Below are 24,684 nucleotides of genomic sequence, written 5' to 3'. Positions count from 1 at the left end.
ACCTACTTTTAAAGAATCGTTATCGCATTATTTGGATAATTACCAAAAATTGATATACTTTTAATAAAGCAGCATCGATTTACTTCAAAAAAAATGATTACCATGAGTATAATTCCGTTCTCTTCATTCGTTATACATATAGATACAGGAAATGGAGGTTTTATTGTGATGATAGATAAAAAGAATGAGCTCTATGAGCCATCTCGAGAGCTTCATCAAAAATTTAATGCTCTTATTGAAGATATAGGAGAAGGATTATGGAAGTACTGCCGCTACTTAACTGGATCGCCTTGGGATGGCGAAGATCTCTATCAAGAGACCCTGTTAAAGGCATTAGGTGGTTTATATCAACGGTGGCACCCAACCAATCTCAAATCCTATCTTTATCGAATCGCGACGAACACTTGGATCGATCAATGCCGTAAAAGGAAAAAAGAGATTGGGCGCTTAACTGAACTAGATGGTGGGATAGTAGAAGAGATTTCAGATCACTTTGACATCGAAGAAGCATTGGAACATCTCTTCTATCTTTTTACACCTAGACAGACAGCGGTATTTTTACTGATGGAAGTTTTCCAATTTACAGCTGATGAAGTTGCAGGTATTGTGAAAACAACACCTGGAGCGATTTATGCAACAACACGAAGAGTCCGAGATAAATTAAAAAGAACTGAATTGGCACCCCTAAAAGCTCACGAAAACTCAAAGAAAAATCATAAAATTATTCAGGCCTACTTAAAAGCATTTAATCAAGGAGATGTAGAAGGAATACTAAGGCTAATAAGTGATCATGCACACTATGAGGCTTCTCTAGGATTCTTAGAAGTAACAAAAGAAGAAATTCGAAATGGCTCCCTACAATATGGTCTACCACTCTATAAAGCCCAAGAATTTACTTTGTGGGGGAAGCAAGTCATTATTGTATTGGCAGATTCTGAAGGTGGTCCTCTCATTCACGATATTCAATATCAAGAAATAGAGAATGATCAAATTGTGTACCACCGAAGTTATTTTTTTAGAAAGGAATTGATCTTTGCTGCATCAAAAGAGTTAGGCATCCCACCTCAATTAGACAAACATCCATTCTTGAATTGGCGTCACTAGAAATAAAGGAAAACAAAGACGATTCATTTATAAAAATTGATTCAGTCTTTGTTTTCTACCTTATACTTTATAAAATTAATGATTTTTCACCAATGAATATACATTTGTGTCATATGAAATGCCATTTTGATAAATATAATTTCGTAAGACTCCTTCTTTTTCGAAGCCCAACTTAATCAATAAATCATTAGAAGCCGTATTATCCAAAAATACTACTGCACCAATTCGATTTAAATCCAGATGATTGAATCCATAATCGACGACTGCTTTCACTGCTTCTGATGCATAGCCCTTCCTCCAAAAATCTGGGTGCAGTTCATAGCCGATTTCAGCTCTTTTATATTTAGGAACCCACGCATTGAATCCAATCGACCCAATGATTCCCTTCTGATCTTTTAATTCCATTCCCCATCTAATTCCGCGTCTTTCTTTAAAGTTATGATTAAACATCTCAATGATCTGCTCAGCTTGTTCGAAACTTGTAAAGGATTCCTGACCATAGTAACGAGTTACATCGGAATTTGAAAAACAACGAAAGATATCTTCAGCATCTTCTTTTTCAATTCTCCTTAAGTTAAGCCTCTCAGTTTCTAGTAACGGAAACATCCTACACTCTCCCCTTTCATTTACGGTAAGATTAATATGTATAATTTCGTTTATCATTCTACTAATTAGTGTTTTTCCCTTCCGTGAACCATATAAAAATCAAAGAATACTCTTAAACCTGATTAATTTTAGGAAGGTAGCTTTTTGTATATATGTTCATTCTTGAGGGTTAATTATTCCGTAATATACTAGGTCGACATATTGATTTTCTTTCTTCACATGGTCAATGAATATCCCTTCCTTTTTCATGCCTAATTTTTGCATAACCCTTCCTGATGCTTGATTTGAATGAAAGTATCGAGCAAATACTTTATGGTATTTCTTTTCATCAAATGCAAATCGTAATATAGCCTGTGCCGCCTCAGTAGCATATCCATTTCCCCAAAACTCTTCACCTATCCAATACGCTAGCTCCCCATTATTAAATTTTTTGTTGTTAGATAAAGCGATAGCTCCATATACACGACCAGTTTCTTTATCTGTTATAGCAAATTCATATGACTTATCAGCATTAAAATGATCAAGATGATGGTCAATCCATGTTAAAGCATCCTCTAAAGTGTATGGATAAGGTAGGTATAATGTATTTTTATAAATATTATAATTATTGCAGAGTTTAGTGACAGCTTCTGCATTAGATTTTTGAAATAATCTTAGTACTAGCCTTTCAGTAGAAATTCTTTTATTTTGATGGTCATAAGTCATAAGGCATCCCCACTCCTTCTAAGTCATGCTAATAAAAAAAACGTACGAGTCACTTGTTCCATTCATACCTACAACTACCTATCTTTAACTTCGACAAAAAAAGACGAAAACCTTCATAGGTGATCGCCCTGTAGAAATTGAAAATAATAATAGATTATTATTGCATGAATAAAATTACTTTTTTGGTATACATATTTTTACTATATACTCTTTTTATGTTTCTTAATATCGAATAAAAACCAGAATATGATTGTACAATCGACCTGCTCATCTAGAATTTTTTCTTCCAAATAATTTTTTATACTCCCATAGCTCTGAGTAATCTTTTAATCGTTATTAATGTAAAACGATTATATTCCTCCATTAATAATTAAACCGAGAATCGAAGAAATGACTGCACCAATCACAATTCTTAATATCCAAGTTGTATTGCTTTTTATACTAGCAATGTCTTCCTTTAAATCTTTGATAGTTGATTCTGCAACAGCGAGTCTTATTTTAACCTCGGAAATTTCATTTTCCAATTTCAAAATCCGCTCCTCCATATGGCACCACCTTTAAATTTTAGTACACTTAGACTTTAATCATCGTGGTCTTAGTAAGTTTGATAAATGTCTACTTACTTTGTTTTATATAGTATGCAAACCTGTCCTTCTTTGGAAAGGCTCTTAAGCAAAAGAATAGTTTATCCATAAAATAAAAACTCTCCTTAAACGAAAGGAGCTTTTATAGTATAAATCCTAAATATGAACTTATAATAAAGTACATTGGATAAATGAAGTGCTAAACAATTCGGTTTTTCCTTCATTTCCTAGGTTTATACAATTTTATAACAAGAAATTCAAACATTATTTCTTTTTCCAGGCATATTAAAATCCACAATTATTACACCCTTAATATCTCCCATTGAATCAAAAACCTATAATGTAGCCATATTTCAAAATTTCATTAGCCTTAAATTTGAGCCTTTAATTGGTTTTATGAATTATCAAGACTACCCAGGGCCATCATTTTTGAATATTGAGATCAGAATATGTATTTGTATGAGAATAAAAAATAAATGGTTGATCTAATTATTTATGTGGTAAATAAAGGTAAATAACCCATTAATATAGAAAACGGTTTCCTTTTACTGTAAAATTAAGATAGAAATAAATGGAGGAGATACTAACTATGGATGAAAGAGTAAAAATAATTAGAAGCTTTTGTGCAGGAAAGCTTGCCTTCATAGAACTACCTAGTGATGTAAAACAGCTTATGATAGATTATGGGTATATAACTAGAGAAGGTAATTTTACTGAAATGGGTAACATATATAAAAATGCAGTTATTATTAATCAAGATATGAACCAAAAACATCATATATAATTATTTAGCGGGTTAAAGATATACTATTGATCCGTGCGCTTGAATAATCTCCATTTAAAAGTATTATGTAATATCAATATTACATAGAGTATATAACGAAAAATCCCACAAAAAATCACCTAGTTTTTTGTGGGATTTTATCATCTTACAGGTTTGAATTCTAGTGAATATTATTCTTTCTAAAATTACCACCCTTAACTTCCGCTACATCATATACGGTAACAAAGGCAGATTCGTCAATATCCTGAATGATTTCCTTAATTTTACTTTCTTCTAGGCGGTTAATGACACAAGTGATTTCTTTAAACTTTTCTTTAGAATAACCACCATACACTTCATTATATGTTGCACTTCTACCTAAGCGATCACGTATTGTTTCCACCATTAATTCAGGTTGAGTCGTAATAATTTTAAATGTTTTCGATCCGCTTAAACCAACCTCAACAATGTGAATCACTTTAGAAGCAATAAAGTAAGCAATAGCTGAAAGAATTGCCCCTTGAAGTCCAAATACAGTTGAAACAAAAATAAATACAAACATGTTTAAGAAAAGAATGAAGTCACTTGTCCCGAATGGTAATTTTCGTGAAAGTAACACGGCTAACATATCAATACCATCTAATGCGCCACCATTACGCAATGCTAACCCCATCCCCAATCCGAGGATGATACCTCCTACTACAGTAACTAACAAGGTATCCCCTTCAATAATTGCTGGGATATGGTGCATAAGGCTTGTACCAACTGCTAATGAAGCAATTCCGATTATCGAATAAACGGCAAAGCTTTTACCGATTTGTTGATATCCTAACCAAATAAATGGGATATTAATAATCGCAATTAAAATTCCTAATGGTAATCCAAATAGCTTGGATGCAACGATACTAAGACCCGTTACTCCTCCATCAGATACACTATTGGGGATTAATACTGTTTCTAGCCCATATGCCGCAATAAATCCCCCAATAATGATGATCAATCCCCGTAAAAATAGTCTTAGTTTTTTTGATTTGTGCTTTTTGTTTGTGTTCATATTATTCCTCATTTCCAACATTCTATCTTATTTAAGTTTACCATAAAATACTTCAAATCATTCTGATCGAAAAAGAAGGCGTCTTTTCTTATTACAAGAAATGCCTTCTTTGTTTATAAACTATTCATCATAAACTTTATATTACTATAATGGATTATAGTATTTAGTAAATACTCATGCTTGGTTGAAAACAGAAAGAATATCATTTACTCATTCTAGAAAAATCCAATTTTTCTTAGTAAATTTCTCCCGAGGCTACTCCATTAATCTTACCTTTACTGCGTTCCTTTCTTGGATGTCCATAACGAACCAACACATGCCAAAGCAGTTTTAATTCTTGAAGAACATCAGCCATCGTACCACGTTCACTCCAAGATTCCGGATTACACTTTAAGTCCATTACAGCAGCTCCTATTGTACTGGCATTAATATAACGATCTTTTGCAATCCGTTTTGCTAATGATGGCATCGACGAACCTCTAAAATCTATCGGAACTTCATCAACCAATAGTTCAAAACCCATGTGCCATTTTAAAACGATGGAATACTTAGAGCATAATGATTTTAAAATTTCACCTATTGGAGTATCTTGATAGGAAGGATCAACTACGAGCATTTCAACGTCTTCCTTTAAGGATATATCCCCATGTATCTGTGCCTCAATATAATGATTAAGATTACGGCTTGCCTCTTTTTGTGATAGATTGATAACACCATTTTCAAAATTAGAAAGCAAATGATTGATTAATCTAGTAGGAGTTAAGTTTCTTTCACCGATAGCAAATTCTCTCGTAAATGTTTCTTCCATCAGTCCTGCCAAAATCATATCAAATTCTTCATATGTTCCCTTTTCCTTAGGGTTCTGATGTGAATCCAAGTATGTATATGTGGATCGTTGTGAGACTCCCGGTGAGAGTAAAAAATAGCATGATCCAAAACGTGGGGCTGGTCCGTCCGGATGTAACATCACATTTAGCGCTCCATATTTGGGTCTTTGATTATTGGGCGAGTTTTCCAAATGATAGGCTCCTCCGAAGACTTCCTCTTCCCAACAATCTCGTTCACCACCAGGATATGCCGTGACACTACCATTTGATAAACCTGTTTCAAATTGACTTTTGTATTTCCCCTGCTCAAGAAGTGATTCAGCAATCAGTTTCATCGTTGAATCTGGTCGATCAGGATGAAAATGCACCGCGATTTTAGCTTGTGCCTTTAACTGATCAACAGCCATTTCAAATACTTGATCTGAGATATTTGACATTTTAAGTACGTGATTAATAATAGCTCTAGCTTCCTCTTTATGATTTTTAGCATAATTAGTAATATGCTGGATAGCTTTCAGTTGAGAATGAGTTAAATCTACCAATAGAATCATTCCTTTTTAAATATATTTCTTTGGCTAATTGCAATTAATTTTTTTTATAGAAATAAAAAGTAGAGAGAGATCCCTTAAATAAATCTATACTTCGAATACATATCTCAAAGTATCCTTAAGAAATTCGTCAAAGATAGAGATTTTCCTTTAAATTAAATGTACTAATCGTTCAATATAACCCCATTATCTAATCAGCACTCAAGAAATTATCCCTAATATTTTTGCATTTTTATACACACAATATATGTACTAAAGTAAAGACGGAGGTACAAAATGAAGAAAGACTCTATTTTAAAAGAAGAAATTGAAGAACATCAGCCAAATAAACAGCTAACATCAGCTGAACTAGCTGATCTGTTTAGTAATTTTATGGGAGACTCTATGTTCAGTTGTGTCTTTGAGCATTATCTTCAAGTAGTGCATGATGACGAGGTTAAAGATTATGTCGAGTTTGCCTTAGTACTATCAAGAAGACATGTACAGGAGATAGGCAATATTTTTAAAACGGAAAACATACCTGTACCTGTTGGTTTTGGGGAACAGGATATTCGTAAGGATGCTCCTCGTCTCTTCGGTGATCTCTTCATGGTCTTTTATATTACTCAAATGGCCAGTGCCTCACTATTACTTTATGGAAATGCTTTTTCAAATGCTACTCGTCAAGACATTATCAATTATTTAGAAGCTCATTAAATGATTCTATAGAAACCTATGAGCGAGGGATACATTTATTACTGTCAAAAGGAATGGATATAAGTTCTCCAACGATCCCTTATCCAAACAAAGTAGATTTCGTAGAGAAAAAATCATTTATTTCTATCCTAACAGGTCGAGACCGTCCGCTTACAGCTAATGAAATTAAGCACTTGCACTACAATATTAATACCAATATATTAGGAAAATCATTAATGTTAGGATTCAGCCAGGTTGCTTCCTCAGAGAAGATTCGAAAATACTTCCGAGATGGAGCAGACCTTGCAAATAATCAAATTAAGAGTTTTGCTGATCATTTACTCAAGCAAAACCTGCCCTCTCCTAAGCTAATGGATGATCATGTAACAGATTCAACTACTTCACCTTTTTCTGACAAACTAATGATGTATCACGCTTCGTTGGCTGGAAACATAGCACTCACTAATATGGGAACAGCTCTTTCTCAAATGATGCGACATGATTTAGCCGCAGAAATTATGAAGCTCCTTCCTGTCATTGGAAAGTATAATAATGATGGATTGAATATCATGATTGAACATGGTTGGTTTGAAGAACCATTTACTGCAACTGATAGAAAAGAACTTTCTAAATCATCCTCTGGATTTAACAAAAATTGATTAAGTTAAACGACAATATCCAATCATTACATTGAATATTATTCCTATATTAGATGCAAGGGAGGTAACAGTAAAAAAATTTATATATGTTCTGCTACCTCCCTATGGCTCCCCAATTTATTTATGAACTATTTGACCAATCCCATTAAAAATCCATCATACCCCTTTGATCCGACCGTTTGAATAGAAGTACATTCAATTCTATTTTCATTAGCAAGCAAATCCATAAATTGTCTGATACCATGGATTCTCTCATCACTACTTATTTCATTAGTCACTTCACCATCTCTCACGACATTGTCCGCAATAATTAGTGTTCCAGACTTTGACATACTCATCGCCCATTTTAAGTAATGGGGATTATTGGTTTTATCAGCATCAATAAAGATAAGATCAAAAGGGGCAACTCCTCTTTCTTTTAATTTGGGTAAGCTATCTAGGGCATCTCCCACAATCACTTCTACCTTATGCTCGTAACCAGCATATTGAATATTTTGATTAGCTATTTTTGCAAATTCTGGATTCACCTCCAATGTATAGACTTTTCCAGACTCAGGTAATGCCCTTGCAAACCAAATACTACTATATCCACCAAGTGTTCCAATTTCTAAAACGTTTCTTACCCCCTTCATTTTAGCTATTAAATAAAGAAACTTCCCTTGTGACGGAGATACATCAATTTCTGGGATTCCGGACTCTCTATTTGTTCGCAAAACATGATCAAGTATAGGATCAGATAATTTTAATTTTCCTATAAAATATTCATCGACTTCGTTCCAGCTTTCATTTGCTCCCATTCTTAAATCCCTCATTTCTTCAACTTGTGTCTTCACTAATAGTGTATGATAGTATAAACGATAAAAATAATATATCTTTTTAACAGTTATATAAATTCAAGTTATGAATGGAGAAAAAAATGAATTTACATGGCCTTCGCTTATTTCACCATGTTGCCACAACAGGAAGCTTTACTAAAGCAGCTGAATTGATGCGAATTAGTCAGCCCGCCGTTTCTAGTCAAATAAAGAAATTCGAGCAAGAGATTGGAATAATCTTATTCAAGCCTCATGGGAGGGGAGTATTATTAACAGAATTCGGTAAAGAGTTAGCAGAAAAGGCACAGAACTTTTTTGCCTTTGAGAAAAAGATTGAAGGCTTCATTGACAATCATCGTCATGGGAAGGCAGGAAGCATCCATATTGCTGCAACTTACTTGCCTGCAAATTTTTTAATTCCAAAATGGGCCGCTACATTTAAGGCTCACAACGAGGAAATCAATTTATTCATCCATACTACTAATTCACAAGGTGCATTTGATCAACTCAAACAATTTAAAGCGGATATCGCAATCTACGGTGGGGGAGTTTCAGAAAGACCAGATGAAATTGAGTGGGAAGAATTATTAGAAGATGAACTTTGGTTTGTAGTCTCTCCTACACACCCACTTGCCAATCAGTGCATCAGCTTACAGGAAATGGTGAAGGAGCCATTCATTATGCGTGAGGAAGGAAGCTCTACTCGAGAAAGGCTTTTTTCCCTTTGTCAAACCTTTCAAGTAGAGCCACCAAAGATTGCACTTCAGTTTAATGGTTTAAATGAAACCATTCATTCGGTTATGGCAGGTTATGGGGCAAACTTTATCTCTTCTCTTGTTGTCCGTGAGTATGTGGAGAATCATCAACTTGCTCGTGTATTTGTTCAAGACATCTGTGTAAAAAATAAAATTGCGATTTGTACTAGGAAAAATGAAAAGAAAAGCCTCCTTGTATCTAATTTCATCGACACTTGTAAGCTTTCTTTAGAAAAGACTAGAGCTTAAAAAGAGGAGAGATTAAGGTAACAATCTTGATGAATGGTAGAATTCCCTTCCCTTTTTTATACTAAATCGAGCAACTCATAACAAATTCGAGCAATTCTACTATATTATTGTTTCTTGTCCAGCCATAACTGATAAAGATACAGAATAACAGCGATAAACATCATTAATAAAAAATTTAATAAAGAGGAAATTTCCCCATCTTCTCTAATTTCTCGCATATTTAATATTCTTGAAAAAATAAAGCCATAAAAAAAATCTATTACAGCGTTTACAAGCATATAGATCCAAAATTTATTAAAGGTAAAATAAAATATCCACATGGTCCCAATGAGAAAAACACCATATACTGTAAAAAGTGGAGCAATCTTATCCCAATAAAACAGACTTTCATTAAACTTCCACCAATGATGAAACCAAGCAATTTGAGCTATAATTGTATTTATGATAGTAGCTAAAAAAGCAACAGGCATATATCTCCGAATTGATGAATGGTTCATAAAAATTAAAGATAGCCATGGTAGAATAAATAATGCCCATATCAATAGTTTGTCCATATGTAGCAATCCTCTCTATTCCCTATAAATAACCATATCATCTCTCAAAATTAATTGTCCTATACCTGTCAGATGCTTAGCATCTTTCAATTCGTTTCTATTATCGGGTTCATTATCTGAAATACATTAATCTAATTGTAGCAATATATCATATATCAATCCTTTTCGTTTTAAGGTATACTAATAGTATAGAAAACAGACAAATTTCTAGGGAGGTAAGTTATATGCCAATACCTACTGATCATTCAAAACCGGTTCGCACATCCGCAAAAGAAAGCGCATTCAATCAAATACAACAATGGATTATCGATGGAACACTAAAGCCAGGGGAAAAGCTCAATGACTCCGAGCTTGCAGAAGCATTAGGAGTCAGCAGAACTCCCATCCGTGAATCCCTTCAATTGCTTGAAGCACAAGGATTTGTAGTTATGTATCCGAGTAAAGGGACACAGGTAACGGAAGTAGAAAAAGAATCGATTAAGGAGCTACTTCCTCCATTAGCTGCTTTACAAGCATTATCTGCTGAACTTGCCATTTCCAATCTAACGGACGAAATTACGAATAAATTGGAACAAACAAATAAAAGATTCGCGGATGCCATTCATTCGGATAATGACTTCCAAGCATTGAAAATTGATGAAGATTTCCATCAAATTATTGTAGATGCAGCAAATAATTCATATATTGATAATATGGTTGCTTATCTTCAAGCACATGTAAGAAGATTATTCTTCCATCAATCCATTATTCTAACAGAACAATCAATTAAAGAGCACGACACCATTATACAATTAATGAAAGATGGGAACGAAGTGGCAGTTTCTAATATTATGCGACAAAATTGGTTGCGTGCTATTGAAGAATTCAAGTCAGTGAAAAAGAACTAAATATGTAAAAGCCGGTCCTATTGTTAGAAACCGGCTTTATCTGTATCCATAAATAGATTGCCTGACCACTAGTCAGTCATTTGAAAGATCCTTTATCATTACCCACAAACTCATATCTCCATTTACGCCTTTTAAGATCGTCTCAGTTTTCACGTTAAATCCTTTCTTTTCGTAGAATGCCTTAGCTTGATGATTAGTTTTTAATACTTCTAACCAAAGTAGTCCCTGATTATTATGTATTGACAATTTAATCGCTTCATTTAAGAGTATATCTCCATAACCCTTGCCTGTAGAACTCGGGAGAAAATATATTTTTTGCAACTCGGCTCCTCTAGTTTCGTTATTAGGTAGTTTCCTATCAAAATTCACTTTTGCAAAGCCAATTGCCTCATTTTCAATATAAGCAATCAACCAGACTATATTATGCATCTGTAGGCTTTTTTCTAATGATTCTTTAGAAAAGTCTTTTTCTAAAAATTTATTTATTTCCTTTTTATTTTCCCAATTATTCTTGAAGTGTGCATAATAAGTGTCAATCCCTAATTGTCGGATAATCGATAGATCCTCAACTGTTCCCTTTCTAATTTCAAGCATGTTATACTCCCTTTCACTTATTTATTTTGCTGATAATTAAGTAATCAAAATAAACAAACGATAGTTAGCCTCACCTCTCCATTGGAAAACTATTATTCTGCCAATTGAAACTTATATGCCTTTTATCCAATTCTATCATTATTAATCATATGAAATAAACTCACGTTTTCATTACTACTTTATGTATCTCAACCATTAAACATTTCTTTTAGTTCAAGGCACATTTCACTAGGCTGTTTTCTTATAGTTTGTTGCTTTTGGTAAAAGCCCAACTGCCGGCTTTTACTCCCAATAAAGGATTCTAGCGGTTCTAATGGAGATTGCAGCTCTTTCTCAGTAAATTGATGCTTGTAGCGATCCTCAGTCGATATTTAATAGTTATAACTTTACTTAAATAGCAACAATGTTTAAGAAAAGAGCCTTTCACAAAGAAAAGAGCAGTAAACTCCATCAAAACCATTGGGGCCTTTATTAGGTGCAAATTCCAGAAGTAGAGATTTTATTCAAGTAGGATACTTATGAAAGCAGACTTATTCAAAAATCATGTCTAAATTGCCAACATTATTTTTCTAAAATATTACAAATAAAAAGCCAGTTCCATTAATACAGTCGGAACTGACTTTTTTAACCGCGATCTTTTAAAGAATTTTTGATTTACATTCGGTGCCTGTTATCCTTTTACGCATGAACTTCAGAGTATTGCATGAAGCGAGCAATAACCCCCGTAATTAAGATAACAATCAGTACTGGCAGTAACCATCCTAGGCCTTCATGATAAAAAGGTAAATAATGTTCATACACTTTAATTATGCCTGATACCCATCCAAAATAGTCCATTTTGAATAATTTAATAAAAGTTTTTAAACCGTCAATGATACTAATTAAAAAAGTAACAACTGTTGCTGCAATATAAACCAATCTTGAATGATTAAACAATGGTGACAAGAAAGTTAAAAGCATTAAAACAATCGCAAGTGGATAGAGAAACATTAATACAGGAATTGAATAGTTAATAATATTAGCTAGTCCAAAATTTGCGATGATAAATGTCGCTGTAGTAAACAAAGTGACAAATAGTTTATAGCTTACTTTCGGAAATAATGTATGGAAATACTCTCCACAGGCTGTCATTAATCCAATACTTGTCGTTAGACAGGCAAGTAAGATTACAACAGATAACATCACGGTTCCAGTCATTCCAAAATAATGCGAAGCTGCACTACCTAAAACAGGACCCCCTGTATCAAAAAGACCAAATCTTTCTGTACTAGTTGCACCTAGATAGGCAATCCCTACATAGATAACTCCAAGAAAAACAATTGCAACCGTTCCGGATTTAACAGTAGCTCCCAGTACTCCTCGTGTCGTTTTTACTCCAAGTGCACGGATGGAATTGATAACGATAATACCAAATACAAGTGAAGCTAATGCATCCATCGTGTTATATCCCTCTGTAAAACCTTTCATAAACGCACCATTTTGATACGCTTCCTGTGGAGCTTCAATAGAACCCATCGGTTTCACAATAGCCATTACTAGTAAAATAAATAATAAAATAATGATTCCAGGAGATAAGATTTTCCCCACTCGATCAACCAATTTAGCTGGATTCAATGAAAACCATAGAGTAATAGCAAAAAACAACAATGTAAAAATAAATAACCCGATATGTCCATTACCATGTTCAAAAAACGGTGCAATACCAATATCATAAGCAACAGCTCCTGTACGGGGTGCTGCAAAAAAGGGTCCAATTGTTAAATACAATAGTGAAGTAAATACTGTTCCATAAATAGGGTGAATTCTACTTGATAACTCACGTAGGTCACGGCTACCTGATATCCCCATCACTAGAATTCCAAGAAAAGGTAGACCCACACCTGTTATTAGAAAGCCTATTACTGAAGGCCATAGATTCGTTCCTGCATTTTGTCCAAGTTGTGCAGGAAAGATTAAATTTCCTGCTCCAAAAAACAAAGCAAATAGCATAACTCCTACTATAAAATAATTTGAAAATGAAAGTTTATTGTCCATATGACCAGTTCCCCCTAAGAAGTAAATATTCAAATTTATCTAAAAATTCATTACCCGCATATGCAATATATCAATGGAATTAATCATACTATCATTATATAAAAAATGCAATATATCGCTCGGTATTTTTTTAATAATTTCGACATAGTTCTACTTGTTTCTTCACATCTCTAAAGTGCATGGTTTACATATATTTTATTATCCACGTGTTTCCTTCCATAAATATGTTTTTGCATAAATCATTTTTTTAAAGTCAAAATATAAAAAAGGACAAGGGGGAGATAATTTGGTCGTATTACTTATTCGAATAATGCTAATTTGTTTATCATGGTCTACAATCTTCTTTTTACCAATCAAGTCAATTAAAAGGTTCTTACCTGTTACACTTTTTTCATCAATCATTCTTCTAGTAGAAACATTGCTAGCGAACTCCCATAAATGGTGGAAAGTAAAGGGTGGAGCTAAAGCCTCAACAAATAATGCTTTAACATTTATTTTTGGACCTTTCTTCGTAGGAAACTTATGGGTTTTTCATCTAACATACGGCAAATTTTGGCTTTATTCTCTTTTGAATGTATTTAATGATCTTATGTTAGCATTTCCATTAAATCGATTTTTTGAAAAATTCAACTTATATAAATTAAAAAGGTTCAAGCCTAAGCACCTGTTCTTAACCGCTTTTTCTTATTCCCTTTTGAACTATCTTTTTCAATTCTTTATAGAAGGAAAATCACCTAGAAAGTATAATCAATAAAAAAGATGGGCAACTTCCCTATCTAATATCGACTTGTAGGTGATGATATTGCGTAGTAAAAAAGAGATAATGGAATTAGGTATGAACTTTGCAATCAATTGTGAAAAAATTAGAATATTCACCCTTGAAGGCTCTTTAACCAACTCAAACATTCCAGAAGATGAATTTCAAGATTATGATTTTAGTTATTTTGTTACAGATATGGACTTTTTTAAGAAAAGTGATGATTGGTTAGATTATTTTGGACAAAGAATCATTCTCCAAAAGCCAGAAGCAATGGAATTATTCCCACCCGAATTGGGAAACTGGTTCTCGTATTTAATGATTTTTGAAGATGGGTCAAAAATCGACCTAACTCTCATTCCGCTTAATGAATTTGAAGATTATTTTAAAGAGAGTGATGGTTTAGTCGAAGTACTATTGGACAAAGATCAACTCATCAAAAAAACAATTATCCCAAGCGATGCAAAATATCATATTCAAAGGCCAAGTATGCAATCCTTTGACGATTGCTGCAATGAGTTTTGGATGACTTCTACATACGTAGCAAAAGGACTTGCTAGAAAGGAAATCCTCTTTGCTAACGATATAATGAATAGCGCTTTTCGCCCTAATTTACTTACGATGTTACGATGGAAAATCGGAATTGAAACTAATTTTTCTTTAAGTATTGGAAAAAGTGATAAGTTCTTAAAAAAATACGTATCTAACGAAACATGGGACACACTACTATCCACGTATAATATGTCCACCTATCAAGCAGTGTGGGACGCACTTAATTTTAGCTTTGAATTATTCCGAGAATCCTCCCTTTATGTTTCTAAAACACTTGGTTATCCTTATCCTGAGTACGATAAAAAGGTTACCAATTATATAGAGAGAATTCAAAGAAAGTACAGATAATTAAAAAACTTCATTGTGCACATTCAATACTTCGATTACAATGGAAGTATGAATTACAAAGGGGTGAAAAAGATGAGTATTAGTCCTAATGTAGCTGAAGTCGCTGCACTTCTTGGTGAAACTTCACGTGCTATTATTTTAACAAGTTTAATGGACGGACGTTTTCATACTGCAAGTGAACTAGCTTATATGGCCGCGATCAAACCACAAACAGCAAGTTTTCACCTTTCCAAATTAGTTGATGGGAATCTCGTTATTGTTGAAAAACATGGTCGCCACCGTTATTACCAGCTGGCTAATGAGGAAATTGCACGCATTTTAGAATCATTCCTTGCTATTTCTCCTCCTCCTGAAGTTCGTTCATTAAAGCAATCAAGGCAAATGAAATTACTCCAAAATGCTAGAACGTGTTATGATCATTTAGCAGGAAAATTAGGAGTTGAGTTAACTGAAGCCATGTTGGCTGCAGGCTATTTAGAAAAAGAAGCACAGGAGTTTACCGTTACAACAACAGGCGAGCAGTTTTTCACTGATTTTGGCATTGATTTAGTTGAATTAAGAGGAAAACGTCGTTCATTTTCTCATGCATGTTTAGATTGGAGCGAACGTCATCATCATCTTGCAGGAGCCCTAGGTAACGGATTATTAAAAAAGTTTTTAACATTGGGCTGGATAACTCAGGATCCATCCATTCGCGCTGTGACTATTACAGATAAAGGAAAAATAGGATTCAAAAAAACATTTCAAATCGAAATCAAGTAAAGTTACCCTCCAAAGTACATAAAGAATGGTTTAATCACTTTGGAGGCAGTCTTATATATATTCATTTAATCTATCTATTTTGGATTTCTATACTAGCATTCTCTTGTTTTAAATTCTGAAATTTTCTATTTACAAGATAAATACCAATGATAATAAACAAACCGCCAATAATAAGTGAAGGATATAGATGATCCCCAAGCAGTAACCAACCGGTTATTACACCGAAGAATGGGGCTAAAAATAAATAAGCGCTCGTCTTTCCAGGATCACCTTTTTGCAGAAGATAGTACCAAATCGCAAATTGAACAATTGAGGACATCATACTTAACCAAAATAAAATGAATAAGGACTGGCCATTGAAAGTGAAAAATGGCTTTTCAAAAAGAAAACTAGCAAGTAACAGTAATAATCCGCCAAAAAGCATTTGATAGGCTGATAATACCCAGGTATCAAAAGTTGCCCCCCACTTATTTGCTAATAATGTAGCAATTGCCCAAAAAACTGCTGAAAGAATACCAAATACTATCCCAATTTCAAATTGTAATTGGGTCCCCATTGTAATAACTACCCCTAATAGTCCTAAAAAAACACCGATCCACTGATATAATCTATAACGAATTTTGGTAAAAATGGTCCCAAAGACAATAACAAGTAACGGATTTGTGAATGTAAGGATGGAGGATTCACTGGCAGTAATCGTTCGCAAGCTCAAAAATATACACCCCATCACGCCAGCTGTTTGACAAGCACCAATAATAACCATCCTTATCCAGCTCTTTTTAGTTATGGGATGTGGCCTTTTTAAAACACTCACAATTATGCTCATAATGATTCCTGCAAGTGTAAAACGCAAAGCTGCTAATAATATCGGTGAAGAATAGGACAAGCCTATTTTAACGATAGCGAACGACGATCCCATTAAAAATGTCGTTAAAAGTACTAATGGTATAAATTTGTAATTATTCATTGTGTCTCTCCCTATTTTTGTAATACTAAGCTATTGCTATTATATCCGCTTTAAATTTCAACTTTTATCGAAATATGGAATCAAATAGAAGCATATTTAAAGCATTTCAATATAAAAGGAATGGTGCAATTAAGATTTACGTTCTCATAAATATTTTTTCATTATCTATACATTATTTTTTCATTTAAGATTCATGATAAAAGAAATATTGGAGAAGATTCCCTTACCTATATAGAAGCATATTCTTTTATCTTTTTTGATGGGATGTGCCATAATATGAAGGTATTTAATTGGAAAGAAGGAGAACTGGCTATGAATTATCAAAATATTACCGTTGCCGGTAGCGGTGTGCTAGGGAGTCAGATTGCATACCAAACAGCATTCAAAGGATTCAATGTATCTGTATATGACATTAATGATGAAGTATTGGAGCGTGCGAAAGAAAGAATTAACGGTTTAAAGGAGCACTATAAAAAAGATTTGAATGCTACTGATGAAGAAGTTAATTCAGCATATGAACGCATTTCTTTCAATTCTAATTTACCAAAAGCAGTTGCAGATGCAGACTTAGTAATCGAAGCGATTCCTGAGGTTGTTCAAATTAAAACTGACTTTTACAATGAGCTTGGAAAGGTCGCTCCTGAAAAAACTATTTTCGCAACAAACTCTTCTACATTATTACCAAGCCAATTTGCTGATGCAACAGGTAGACCTGCTAAATTTTTAGCCCTACACTTCGCAAACGAAATTTGGAAAAATAACACAGCAGAGGTTATGAAACACCCTGGAACAGATATGAAGGTCTTTAATGAAGTGATTGAATTTGCCAAAGCCATTGGTATGGTTGCTTTGCCTTTATATAAAGAACAGCCAGGCTATATTTTAAATTCATTATTAGTTCCTTTATTAGACGCTGCTCAGCTTCTCTTATTGAATGAAGTTGCAGATGCGGAAACAATCGACAAAACTTGGATGATTGCAACAGGTGCTCCTCAAGGTCCTTTTGCCATTTTAGATGTTGTTGGAATCAATACTGCTTATAATATTACACTCGCTAAAGCGAAAGCAACGGGTAGCCAAGAATACGAAAAATTAGCTGAGTTATTGAAATCTGAGTATATTGATAAAGGCAAACTTGGTAGAGCTACTGGAGAAGGTTTCTACACCTATCCAAATCCAAACTTTATGAAACCTGGTTTCTTAGAAAACTAATTCCTTTTTTACAATATGAAGGAACTCACCTAAAAGGGAAAGTTCCTTCTTCTATCTGTATATAGCTTTTTCTTCATACAGATATCAATATAAGCTTTTGATATTATCCGGTAATTGAAATGGATTTTCTTTATTCATACGATCGTAAAACATAATACCATCTAAATGATCAATTTCATGCTGTACAACAATTGAGGAATATCCACTTAGCTTTAATAACACTTCTTCTCCTGTAAGATTAAATCCCTTCACTTTAATCCGTTCATATCGAGGTACAAAGCCTTTAATATCTCGATCAACAGAAAGACACCCCTCGCCCTGTGGTAAATAAATCATGGAGACGGAATGACTGATGATTTTCGGATTTATAATTGCATATTCATGTTCTTTCCCCTTCTCATCGGTTAAAAACGCCGTAAACATTCTCTTATTCAACCCGATTTGATTGGCTGATAGACCTACTCCAGGACGTAAATTATATTTTTTTGCTAATTTAGGATCCTGACTATTTTTCAAAAAATTCATCATGGATATTAATGTTTCCTTATCTTCTTCAGAAGGTGGGAGGGACACCTCTTTTGTAGCCTGATTAAGAATTGGGTCACCTTCCCTAACAATATCCTTCATTGTAATTATATAATTTGAATGAAATTTACTCATAAATAAACAATGCATCCACCTTTACTCTTAGTATTTTTGATAATTTGAATGCCAATTCCAGTGTAGGATCATATTTATCATTCTCGATACAATTAATCGTTTGCCTCACGACCCCACATTCCTTAGCAAGATCCTCTTGAGTGAGTCCCAGCTTTTTCCTTATCTCTTTTATTTTATTTTTCATAAGCATCACCTATGTCAAAAGTATTGGACATCATTATTCTAACAATCGTAAATAAAATGTCAATTACTTTGGACAATTCAACACTGAAATCAATTTTTCAATACGCCTAAATATTCCTTCCAAGGTCCAACATCCATATCATATCTCTTTGCCATCACCCGTACAATTTGGGAAATATGTGTTAAATCATGAACCACCCATGTCGATAATAATTCTTTGACCTTCACTATTCCAAATTCTGGATGCACCCCTGTACGCTCAAGTTGTAATTCAGGTTGAATAATCGACTTAAGTTTAGTTATATTTTCTGTTCTCACCTTCTTAAATTCTCGCAACTGTTGTTGAATGGTTCTCTCCGACATCTTATTTAAATGTGCAAAACGATCAAAAGGAGGAAAAGGTCTTCTCTCACCTGCATGAAGCATTGTTTCTAATCTTGGTATCCAATTATGTTTATCGGCTTCAATAAGATGCTCAATCACTTCAGCTACATTCCAAGTTCCCTCACCCTCATTACAATCCAACCAGCCTTTCGATAAACCAGATACAAATTCATTCAATGTTTGTGGAGTACGTTGCAACACTTCAATAGCTTCCATTAGTTTAAAATTCATCTCACTTCTCCCCCCTATGATTCACTTGCAACCATCTTCTTAAAAATATCCCATGATTCATATATACAGTTGTTCTTGTTTTATTACATTGTACTTATAACTAAAAAAGGGATATAGCCCTCGCTACATCCCTTTTCTTCTTTAAACCTTCACCCTCTTCGCCATCATTTTTTTAATAATCCTTATTTGCCCTCTATGATTTATTTCATCTTCAAATACATGGAACCATTTAAAGTAATTATTAGCTTGTTGATCAAACCAAAAAGGAGTTTGCTGAAATAACCATTCATCCGGGAGTGTTTGAAATGTTTCGATGGTTTTATTACGAGCATCGATTAATTCCTTCATATAAAAATCAATCGTGTTTCCATGGATCTGTTCCCGTGCCTTACTTCCCAATTCTAAGGATGGATTTAACTCATTAATTTCCTCATCTGTCACTTCACGATTATAAAATGTTTCGATTTGATAAGCTTTTTCAACCGAAACCATATGTGCTAATAACATTCCAATTGAATTAGCTTCCGCATCATAAAGGAAATCAAGTTCTTCAACGGTTAATTCCTGTACCTCTTCAATGGTCGTCTCTCTCGCATAATTCATCATTGAAACTAATTTACTAAACTCTAAACTCATACCATCCTTTTGATCAATTAAAAATAAAGTTTCTAAATTTATTGCCATGTTTTCACCCGCCTATAAAAATACTCACTCTTTATATATTATGGTAAATACATGGAAATCCCTTTGAAATCCAACTATTTCCCTAAAAAAAGCAAGTTGTAATCATTCCGATGTTTATTAACTTATACATTCATGAACAATAAAGAGAATTCCTTCTTAAATCCATACATCATTTTCCGCCGTTAACTCTCCTTGGTGATCACCTGTGTTAACGACACCTTTCGGCTCTACTAGCATGACCTGACATTCTTTTTCCGCAAATGGCTTATGCTCTACCCCTTTAGGTACGACGTACATCTCTCCTTTTGAAAGTGTAACCTCTCCATCGCGAAATTCAATTTTCATTTCCCCCTCTATCACAAAAAATACTTCATCGGTATCATTGTGGCTATGCCAAACAAAGTCACCTAATAATTTTGCTAACTTAAACTGATAATCATTCATTTCACTAATTACTTTAGGAGACCAGTATTCATTAAATTTCGATAATTTATTATTGATGTTTATTGCATGATTTTGGTAATCCATGTAAATCCTCCTTGAAACTTTCCTTAATTAACTGATTGAGTCATGTTAATAGTCTATTTTCATGAGAAGGAAATTACGATGATTGATCGAAATCTCCCCTTCATTCGCATCTCTTTTAGTATATTTTATTAGGAATTGCAAATATATAACATAGAAAGAATATAATCTAAAAACTAGAGGTAGTCACTAATGAAACATTCTCTGCTTTCTATTTTCGTCTTATTTCTTTTAATGGTTCCCTTTTCCGTTCCTACATACGTTAAAGCAAAGACCACATCTTTCGTTCATGAGCTATCCGCTGAACCTAAAAAAGATCCATTATCCTTATCAGAATTAAATAATAAATACCAAAATACATTTTTTTTGTATGGATCGAAGACAAAACGAGAAATTGCTTTAACATTTGATGATGCACCTGATAATATTTTCACCCCACAGATCTTAGATATTTTAAAACAAAAAGGGGTTAAGGCAACATTTTTTGTAGTTGGATATCGAATCGAGGAACATCCTGATATATTTAAAAGGATTATTCGAGAAGGACATGCTCTTGGAAACCATTCGTATAATCATGCGAATTTTTCTAAATTGAGTGATACTGAATTTAGAAATCAAATTATAAAAACAGACACTATTATTAAACAGTATACTGGATATATTCCAAGAATGATTAGACCGCCATATGGAAATATCAATGAGGAGCAACTCCAATGGTTGAAATTACACAACAAAAAAATTGTAAATTGGAATGTTGATTCTCTAGATTGGAAAGGCTTAGATGAAGATCAGGTGGCGAGTAATGTTCTATTGCATGTAAAACCGGGTGCAATTATTCTGCAGCACTCTGGAACCGGGACTGGTGGAGATTTATCTGGGACCGTAAAATCTTTACCGAAAATTATTGATGAGCTGAATAAAGAAAAATATCACTTGGTAACGATCCCTAAATTGCTTAATATACCAGCTAAATAATCAATTTTGTACTTTTTCGCTTTTATAGAACTAAAAATACGATGGAAATTGGAGGATAACTCCAATTTCCATCCTCAATGACTATTCAAAAAAATTGGTTTAGTCATTCTTTTCCACTTCATTGTTTTGCTTCTCTTGAGTAGCTAGCAAAGAGGACGTTTCAATTACCTCTTCTGTTTCTTGAACATCTCCTTCTTGTATACAAAAAGTCAACAAAACATTTAATAATGTGTAAGCACTCTAACGGTGAAATTAACTCAACAAATTTTCGAGTTTACCCCTATTATTCACATAAAAAAGGCTGCCATTTTTGGCAACCAACCTTTGGGAAAACTACATCCTTACATATTATTCCCTCCCTTACTACTGTTATTAAGACCATTGATTTTGCTCTAAGGTATAAGTCTCTCAATATCCCTAGGAAATGCTGTTGCCCCCCTAATATTTCCTACTCCTGTCATATTTGCTGTCAATCTCTCTAGTCCAATGGCGAATCCACCATGTGGAGGTACACCATATTTAAACATTTCAATATATGAGGCAAAATCATTTGGATTTAATCCTTTACTTGAGAATGACTGTAACAGCATTTCATAATCATGAATACGAAGCCCACCAGAAGTAATTTCTAAGCCTTTGTACAATAAATCATATGATTCTGTTAATCCTAAATCATTACTAGGCATCGTGTACATTGGACGTGTTTCACATGGATAATTGGTAATAAAGACAAATTCACTATTATATTTTTCTCTTACGTATTCACCTATTAATTGCTCTCCTTCGGAATCTAGGTCCCCTTCAGGAGATGCTTTTTGATATTGACTACTTAATATTTCCTGTGCTTCGTAAAGAGTTAAGCACGGAATCTCAGTTATACACGGAAGTTTAACATCAAGAATTTCTAACTCCCGTTTACATTGGTCATTTACACGTGAGATCATATATTTAAGTACATCTGTTTCCCATTCCATAATTTCTTTTACATCGTCAATAAATCCTATTTCAACATCAAGAGAAACATATTCATTTAAATGTCTTGATGAATGATGTGCCTCCGCTCGAAATACCTGCCCGATTTCAAAAACACGTTCGAAACCACTTGCTACCATCATTTGTTTATAAAATTGAGGTGATTGTGCTAAATGGGCGTTTTTCCCAAAATAATTTAGGCTAAATACATTTGCACCTCCTTCTGCACCCTGAGAGACAATTTTTGGTGTAAAAATTCGTGTAAATCCATGTGATGTAAAAAAATCGCCAAATGACTGTGATAATACACTTTGAATTTTAAAAATGGCTTGATTTTTTTCATGTCTTAAAGATAAGGTACGATGGTTAAGAAGATGATCCATTCCAGCTTTCAATTCCGATTGATTGATTTCAAATGGGATCTCCTTTTGACTTTTATTGATCACTCTAATATCTCTCACATGTATTTCTACGCCCAATTTTTGTTTCTTTGATTCAACAACGTCCCCGATGATCTCAACAATTGATTCATTTTCTACTTTGAAATTTAACCATTCTTTCTCCAAAATACATTGAATAATCCCGCCCCTATCCCGAAGTAACAGGAAGGTAACTTTTGATAAATAACGTTGTTTGTGAACCCAACCCGATAATTTTACCGTTTCACCAGCCTTATAAGGTGTTTCCGTCGTTACTATTCGAATCATTTTGACTTCCTCCTTTTCATTGATAAAGAATCAAATAAAAAAATTCGCCCCTATATAAACATAGGGACGAATTTTTTCCGTGGTACCACCCAGATTGCCTTTTTACCAGCCTCTCATTCCACATAACGAGTGGTACCGTCTGATTCTACTTTGCCTTTAAGCATTTCTTTCAGCACTTACGGATGTCACCATGATAACCTTGATGCGTTTTTCCACCAACCAAACGCTCTCTATAATCAAGGACTTATCATTTCCTTCCGATCATTGATTTCCATATTTTGATTGTAGAAGATTATATATTTACGAAAGGAAAATGTCAACCTATTCAGAGTATAAAAAAATGCTTCATTATTCACTCTCTTCATTGTACACTTGTAGTAAGTGAATACCTGCAGGGAATAGGTTGCTAAGATATTAGCATTAATAGGGAATTCGGTGTGATACCGAAGCTGTTTCCGCAACTGTAAGTGCCGATGAAATAAGAAGTAAACCACTGTTTGCAACATCGAAAACGGGAAGGTTCTTAAAGTAAATTGACGCACAAGCCAGGAGACCTGCCTATTCTTGAACGTAACATGCTCTTCGGAAGATAAGAGATTTTATGGCAGCTCGATTGGTTCTTCATATCGTTTAATAAAGGATCATTTTCCCGCCGGCCAAATTCTATCTGGGCGGTTTTTTTGTGTTCTATTTTACAAGTATATTGATATCCTCGTTATGAAACTATATAGATCGAAACCAGACGAATTTTTTCTGAAGTGTTATGAGGTAAGCATTTAAAATATTTAAGATTAGGAGAAAAAGACATGGTAAAAAAAGACTTACGTTATTTATGCTATCCCTTTATGCGCGAATCCGCTTCAACCGTTGATTTCGAAATTAGAACAGATTCATTAACAACGCGTATTGGACAAGCTGCTTCCTTAACAAAGGATATTCCTATTGTTTATGAAGATTTAATGTACTTGCTTCCAATGGCCTATCATCTAAATGGATCTGTACGCGGAAAGCTTGCCATTAGCGAGGAAGATTTAAATCGTCTAAGCAGCATGTATGATTTTTATGTTACGGAAACAGATGGTCGCATTGATCGATTTGTACTTCCACAAGGGACGGCTGCTGCATGTGCTCTACATGTATGTAGAAGTGAGGCAAAAAAGTCCGTTCGTGCTTTACATAAGGTAAGTCTTGAAAGAGAGGTTCCGGATATCTTATTCAATTATACGAATCTACTAGCTAATGTCCTATTTTACATGGCGGTCTATGTAAACAAGGATAAAGGTGTTGAAGAAATCCAATTTGTCAGTAAATCTTATCCAATAAGACCGATAAAAAAGAAAGTAGGGAAATAA

Annotated in this window: 28 protein-coding genes, 1 riboswitch and 1 other annotated feature; of the genes, 12 read left to right on the top strand and 16 right to left on the bottom strand. The window is 34.0% G+C overall.

Annotated elements, in window-relative coordinates:
• Positions 1 to 168 precede the first annotated feature (168 nt).
• Positions 169 to 1,104: a sigma-70 family RNA polymerase sigma factor gene (locus MHI39_RS01630; RefSeq protein WP_071977415.1), complete on the top strand. Its 936-nt coding sequence runs from the start codon at positions 169 to 171 to the stop codon at positions 1,102 to 1,104.
• 75 nt (positions 1,105 to 1,179) lie between these two features.
• Here the strand turns inward: MHI39_RS01630 and MHI39_RS01625 are convergent, their stop codons facing one another.
• The 3 genes from MHI39_RS01625 to MHI39_RS01615 all read right to left on the bottom strand — a co-directional run bounded on the left by MHI39_RS01625 (position 1,180) and on the right by MHI39_RS01615 (position 2,960).
• Positions 1,180 to 1,710, bottom strand: a complete 531-nt coding sequence (locus MHI39_RS01625) for a GNAT family N-acetyltransferase (RefSeq protein WP_071977385.1) — start codon at positions 1,708 to 1,710, stop codon at positions 1,180 to 1,182.
• Between the two features lie 156 nt (positions 1,711 to 1,866).
• On the bottom strand, positions 1,867 to 2,415 hold the full coding sequence (locus MHI39_RS01620) for a GNAT family N-acetyltransferase (protein WP_342540553.1): 549 nt from the start codon (positions 2,413 to 2,415) through the stop codon (positions 1,867 to 1,869).
• 350 nt (positions 2,416 to 2,765) lie between these two features.
• Positions 2,766 to 2,960, bottom strand: coding sequence for a hemolysin XhlA family protein (locus tag MHI39_RS01615; RefSeq protein ID WP_342540551.1), 195 nt, complete (start codon positions 2,958 to 2,960; stop codon positions 2,766 to 2,768).
• Between the two features lie 628 nt (positions 2,961 to 3,588).
• Here MHI39_RS01615 and MHI39_RS01610 point away from each other — a divergent pair.
• Positions 3,589 to 3,783: a hypothetical protein gene (locus tag MHI39_RS01610; RefSeq protein ID WP_058004267.1), complete on the top strand. Its 195-nt coding sequence runs from the start codon at positions 3,589 to 3,591 to the stop codon at positions 3,781 to 3,783.
• Positions 3,784 to 3,943: 160 nt separating this feature from the next.
• On the opposite strand, the gene MHI39_RS01605 is transcribed toward MHI39_RS01610, so the two are convergent.
• Positions 3,944 to 4,816, bottom strand: coding sequence for a YitT family protein (locus tag MHI39_RS01605; RefSeq protein ID WP_058004268.1), 873 nt, complete (start codon positions 4,814 to 4,816; stop codon positions 3,944 to 3,946).
• Between the two features lie 235 nt (positions 4,817 to 5,051).
• A complete protein-coding gene (locus MHI39_RS01600) occupies positions 5,052 to 6,194 on the bottom strand; it encodes a DUF3626 domain-containing protein (RefSeq protein WP_058004269.1) in 1,143 nt (380 codons plus the stop codon).
• Between the two features lie 273 nt (positions 6,195 to 6,467).
• On the opposite strand from MHI39_RS01600, the gene MHI39_RS01595 reads away from it, so the two are divergent.
• Positions 6,468 to 6,887 carry a DUF3231 family protein gene (locus MHI39_RS01595; RefSeq protein ID WP_235813325.1) on the top strand — a complete coding sequence of 140 codons (420 nt, stop codon included), beginning with the start codon at positions 6,468 to 6,470 and terminating at the stop codon, positions 6,885 to 6,887.
• 53 nt (positions 6,888 to 6,940) lie between these two features.
• On the top strand, positions 6,941 to 7,525 hold the full coding sequence (locus MHI39_RS01590; RefSeq protein ID WP_235813327.1) for a DUF3231 family protein: 585 nt from the start codon (positions 6,941 to 6,943) through the stop codon (positions 7,523 to 7,525).
• A 128-nt stretch (positions 7,526 to 7,653) separates the two neighbouring features.
• On the opposite strand, the gene MHI39_RS01585 is transcribed toward MHI39_RS01590, so the two are convergent.
• Positions 7,654 to 8,322 (bottom strand): O-methyltransferase, encoded by a 669-nt coding sequence (locus tag MHI39_RS01585; protein WP_058004270.1) that lies wholly within the window; start codon positions 8,320 to 8,322, stop codon positions 7,654 to 7,656.
• A gap of 119 nt (positions 8,323 to 8,441) precedes the next feature.
• On the opposite strand from MHI39_RS01585, the gene MHI39_RS01580 reads away from it, so the two are divergent.
• On the top strand, positions 8,442 to 9,344 hold the full coding sequence (locus MHI39_RS01580) for a LysR family transcriptional regulator (RefSeq protein WP_342540550.1): 903 nt from the start codon (positions 8,442 to 8,444) through the stop codon (positions 9,342 to 9,344).
• Between the two features lie 104 nt (positions 9,345 to 9,448).
• On the opposite strand, the gene MHI39_RS01575 is transcribed toward MHI39_RS01580, so the two are convergent.
• Complete coding sequence (locus MHI39_RS01575) at positions 9,449 to 9,898, bottom strand: hypothetical protein (protein WP_342540549.1); 450 nt, start codon at positions 9,896 to 9,898, stop codon at positions 9,449 to 9,451.
• A gap of 224 nt (positions 9,899 to 10,122) precedes the next feature.
• Here MHI39_RS01575 and MHI39_RS01570 point away from each other — a divergent pair, with 224 nt between their 5' ends.
• A complete protein-coding gene (locus MHI39_RS01570) occupies positions 10,123 to 10,785 on the top strand; it encodes a GntR family transcriptional regulator (RefSeq protein ID WP_058004273.1) in 663 nt (220 codons plus the stop codon).
• Between the two features lie 72 nt (positions 10,786 to 10,857).
• Here the strand turns inward: MHI39_RS01570 and MHI39_RS01565 are convergent, their stop codons facing one another.
• Positions 10,858 to 11,379 (bottom strand): GNAT family N-acetyltransferase, encoded by a 522-nt coding sequence (locus MHI39_RS01565; protein WP_342540548.1) that lies wholly within the window; start codon positions 11,377 to 11,379, stop codon positions 10,858 to 10,860.
• Between the two features lie 678 nt (positions 11,380 to 12,057).
• A complete protein-coding gene (gene brnQ / locus MHI39_RS01560; RefSeq protein WP_058004275.1) occupies positions 12,058 to 13,413 on the bottom strand; it encodes a branched-chain amino acid transport system II carrier protein in 1,356 nt (451 codons plus the stop codon).
• Between the two features lie 286 nt (positions 13,414 to 13,699).
• On the opposite strand from brnQ, the gene MHI39_RS01555 reads away from it, so the two are divergent.
• From MHI39_RS01555 to MHI39_RS01545, 3 genes are all read left to right on the top strand, one after another.
• Positions 13,700 to 14,167 carry a hypothetical protein gene (locus MHI39_RS01555; protein ID WP_058004276.1) on the top strand — a complete coding sequence of 156 codons (468 nt, stop codon included), beginning with the start codon at positions 13,700 to 13,702 and terminating at the stop codon, positions 14,165 to 14,167.
• A gap of 48 nt (positions 14,168 to 14,215) precedes the next feature.
• Positions 14,216 to 15,070: an aminoglycoside 6-adenylyltransferase gene (ant(6), locus tag MHI39_RS01550; RefSeq protein ID WP_065107267.1), complete on the top strand. Its 855-nt coding sequence runs from the start codon at positions 14,216 to 14,218 to the stop codon at positions 15,068 to 15,070.
• A gap of 72 nt (positions 15,071 to 15,142) precedes the next feature.
• A complete protein-coding gene (locus MHI39_RS01545; RefSeq protein WP_058004278.1) occupies positions 15,143 to 15,832 on the top strand; it encodes a helix-turn-helix transcriptional regulator in 690 nt (229 codons plus the stop codon).
• A 70-nt stretch (positions 15,833 to 15,902) separates the two neighbouring features.
• Here MHI39_RS01545 and MHI39_RS01540 read toward each other — a convergent pair whose 3' ends face one another.
• A complete protein-coding gene (locus MHI39_RS01540) occupies positions 15,903 to 16,799 on the bottom strand; it encodes a DMT family transporter (protein ID WP_058004279.1) in 897 nt (298 codons plus the stop codon).
• A 312-nt stretch (positions 16,800 to 17,111) separates the two neighbouring features.
• Between MHI39_RS01540 and MHI39_RS01535 the strand changes: the two genes are divergently transcribed.
• A complete protein-coding gene (locus MHI39_RS01535; RefSeq protein ID WP_342540547.1) occupies positions 17,112 to 18,011 on the top strand; it encodes a 3-hydroxyacyl-CoA dehydrogenase in 900 nt (299 codons plus the stop codon).
• 84 nt (positions 18,012 to 18,095) lie between these two features.
• Here the strand turns inward: MHI39_RS01535 and def are convergent, their stop codons facing one another.
• The 5 genes from def to MHI39_RS01510 form a co-directional block, all read right to left on the bottom strand.
• Complete coding sequence (gene def, locus MHI39_RS01530) at positions 18,096 to 18,671, bottom strand: peptide deformylase (RefSeq protein ID WP_058004280.1); 576 nt, start codon at positions 18,669 to 18,671, stop codon at positions 18,096 to 18,098.
• On the bottom strand, positions 18,664 to 18,855 hold the full coding sequence (locus tag MHI39_RS01525; protein ID WP_058004281.1) for a helix-turn-helix transcriptional regulator: 192 nt from the start codon (positions 18,853 to 18,855) through the stop codon (positions 18,664 to 18,666). Before MHI39_RS01525 ends, def begins: the two co-directional genes overlap by 8 nt.
• An 89-nt stretch (positions 18,856 to 18,944) precedes the next feature.
• Positions 18,945 to 19,469 (bottom strand): DinB family protein, encoded by a 525-nt coding sequence (locus MHI39_RS01520; protein WP_280617734.1) that lies wholly within the window; start codon positions 19,467 to 19,469, stop codon positions 18,945 to 18,947.
• Positions 19,470 to 19,610: 141 nt separating this feature from the next.
• Entirely contained in the window at positions 19,611 to 20,153 is a 543-nt protein-coding gene (locus tag MHI39_RS01515; RefSeq protein WP_058004283.1) for a DinB family protein, read from the bottom strand.
• 156 nt (positions 20,154 to 20,309) lie between these two features.
• The gene (locus MHI39_RS01510; RefSeq protein WP_058004284.1) at positions 20,310 to 20,681 is read right to left on the bottom strand and encodes a cupin domain-containing protein; all 372 of its coding nucleotides are present in this window, start codon (positions 20,679 to 20,681) and stop codon (positions 20,310 to 20,312) included.
• 189 nt (positions 20,682 to 20,870) lie between these two features.
• On the opposite strand from MHI39_RS01510, the gene MHI39_RS01505 reads away from it, so the two are divergent.
• Positions 20,871 to 21,653 carry a polysaccharide deacetylase family protein gene (locus MHI39_RS01505; RefSeq protein ID WP_071977388.1) on the top strand — a complete coding sequence of 261 codons (783 nt, stop codon included), beginning with the start codon at positions 20,871 to 20,873 and terminating at the stop codon, positions 21,651 to 21,653.
• 392 nt (positions 21,654 to 22,045) lie between these two features.
• Here MHI39_RS01505 and aspS read toward each other — a convergent pair whose 3' ends face one another.
• Positions 22,046 to 23,332 carry an aspartate--tRNA(Asn) ligase gene (gene aspS, locus MHI39_RS01500; protein ID WP_342540546.1) on the bottom strand — a complete coding sequence of 429 codons (1,287 nt, stop codon included), beginning with the start codon at positions 23,330 to 23,332 and terminating at the stop codon, positions 22,046 to 22,048.
• Positions 23,333 to 23,391: 59 nt separating this feature from the next.
• Positions 23,392 to 23,606: a binding site (T-box leader), on the bottom strand.
• Between the two features lie 109 nt (positions 23,607 to 23,715).
• A riboswitch (cobalamin riboswitch) is annotated at positions 23,716 to 23,909 on the top strand.
• 229 nt (positions 23,910 to 24,138) lie between these two features.
• On the opposite strand from aspS, the gene MHI39_RS01495 reads away from it, so the two are divergent.
• Complete coding sequence (locus tag MHI39_RS01495) at positions 24,139 to 24,684, top strand: hypothetical protein (RefSeq protein WP_212946461.1); 546 nt, start codon at positions 24,139 to 24,141, stop codon at positions 24,682 to 24,684.

The sequence above is a fragment of the Heyndrickxia sp. FSL K6-6286 genome (assembly GCF_038630395.1).
GTDB classification, from domain to species: Bacteria; Bacillota; Bacilli; order Bacillales; family Bacillaceae_C; genus Heyndrickxia; species Heyndrickxia oleronia.
Note: the sequence above shows the minus strand (reverse complement) of the source record. Positions and strands in the feature narration are given on the sequence as shown.

Coding starts and splice junctions, on each gene's coding strand:
- MHI39_RS01630 (WP_071977415.1), top strand. CDS start 169: ATGATAGATAAAAAGAATGAGCTCTATGAGCCATCTCGAGAGCTTCAT.
- MHI39_RS01625 (WP_071977385.1), bottom strand. CDS start 1,710: ATGTTTCCGTTACTAGAAACTGAGAGGCTTAACTTAAGGAGAATTGAA.
- MHI39_RS01620 (WP_342540553.1), bottom strand. CDS start 2,415: ATGACTTATGACCATCAAAATAAAAGAATTTCTACTGAAAGGCTAGTA.
- MHI39_RS01615 (WP_342540551.1), bottom strand. CDS start 2,960: ATGGAGGAGCGGATTTTGAAATTGGAAAATGAAATTTCCGAGGTTAAA.
- MHI39_RS01610 (WP_058004267.1), top strand. CDS start 3,589: ATGGATGAAAGAGTAAAAATAATTAGAAGCTTTTGTGCAGGAAAGCTT.
- MHI39_RS01605 (WP_058004268.1), bottom strand. CDS start 4,816: ATGAACACAAACAAAAAGCACAAATCAAAAAAACTAAGACTATTTTTA.
- MHI39_RS01600 (WP_058004269.1), bottom strand. CDS start 6,194: ATGATTCTATTGGTAGATTTAACTCATTCTCAACTGAAAGCTATCCAG.
- MHI39_RS01595 (WP_235813325.1), top strand. CDS start 6,468: ATGAAGAAAGACTCTATTTTAAAAGAAGAAATTGAAGAACATCAGCCA.
- MHI39_RS01590 (WP_235813327.1), top strand. CDS start 6,941: ATGGATATAAGTTCTCCAACGATCCCTTATCCAAACAAAGTAGATTTC.
- MHI39_RS01585 (WP_058004270.1), bottom strand. CDS start 8,322: ATGGGAGCAAATGAAAGCTGGAACGAAGTCGATGAATATTTTATAGGA.
- MHI39_RS01580 (WP_342540550.1), top strand. CDS start 8,442: ATGAATTTACATGGCCTTCGCTTATTTCACCATGTTGCCACAACAGGA.
- MHI39_RS01575 (WP_342540549.1), bottom strand. CDS start 9,898: ATGGACAAACTATTGATATGGGCATTATTTATTCTACCATGGCTATCT.
- MHI39_RS01570 (WP_058004273.1), top strand. CDS start 10,123: ATGCCAATACCTACTGATCATTCAAAACCGGTTCGCACATCCGCAAAA.
- MHI39_RS01565 (WP_342540548.1), bottom strand. CDS start 11,379: ATGCTTGAAATTAGAAAGGGAACAGTTGAGGATCTATCGATTATCCGA.
- brnQ (WP_058004275.1), bottom strand. CDS start 13,413: ATGGACAATAAACTTTCATTTTCAAATTATTTTATAGTAGGAGTTATG.
- MHI39_RS01545 (WP_058004278.1), top strand. CDS start 15,143: ATGAGTATTAGTCCTAATGTAGCTGAAGTCGCTGCACTTCTTGGTGAA.
- MHI39_RS01540 (WP_058004279.1), bottom strand. CDS start 16,799: ATGAATAATTACAAATTTATACCATTAGTACTTTTAACGACATTTTTA.
- MHI39_RS01535 (WP_342540547.1), top strand. CDS start 17,112: ATGAATTATCAAAATATTACCGTTGCCGGTAGCGGTGTGCTAGGGAGT.
- def (WP_058004280.1), bottom strand. CDS start 18,671: ATGAGTAAATTTCATTCAAATTATATAATTACAATGAAGGATATTGTT.
- MHI39_RS01525 (WP_058004281.1), bottom strand. CDS start 18,855: ATGAAAAATAAAATAAAAGAGATAAGGAAAAAGCTGGGACTCACTCAA.
- MHI39_RS01520 (WP_280617734.1), bottom strand. CDS start 19,469: ATGAATTTTAAACTAATGGAAGCTATTGAAGTGTTGCAACGTACTCCA.
- MHI39_RS01515 (WP_058004283.1), bottom strand. CDS start 20,153: ATGGCAATAAATTTAGAAACTTTATTTTTAATTGATCAAAAGGATGGT.
- MHI39_RS01510 (WP_058004284.1), bottom strand. CDS start 20,681: ATGGATTACCAAAATCATGCAATAAACATCAATAATAAATTATCGAAA.
- MHI39_RS01505 (WP_071977388.1), top strand. CDS start 20,871: ATGAAACATTCTCTGCTTTCTATTTTCGTCTTATTTCTTTTAATGGTT.
- aspS (WP_342540546.1), bottom strand. CDS start 23,332: ATGATTCGAATAGTAACGACGGAAACACCTTATAAGGCTGGTGAAACG.
- MHI39_RS01495 (WP_212946461.1), top strand. CDS start 24,139: ATGGTAAAAAAAGACTTACGTTATTTATGCTATCCCTTTATGCGCGAA.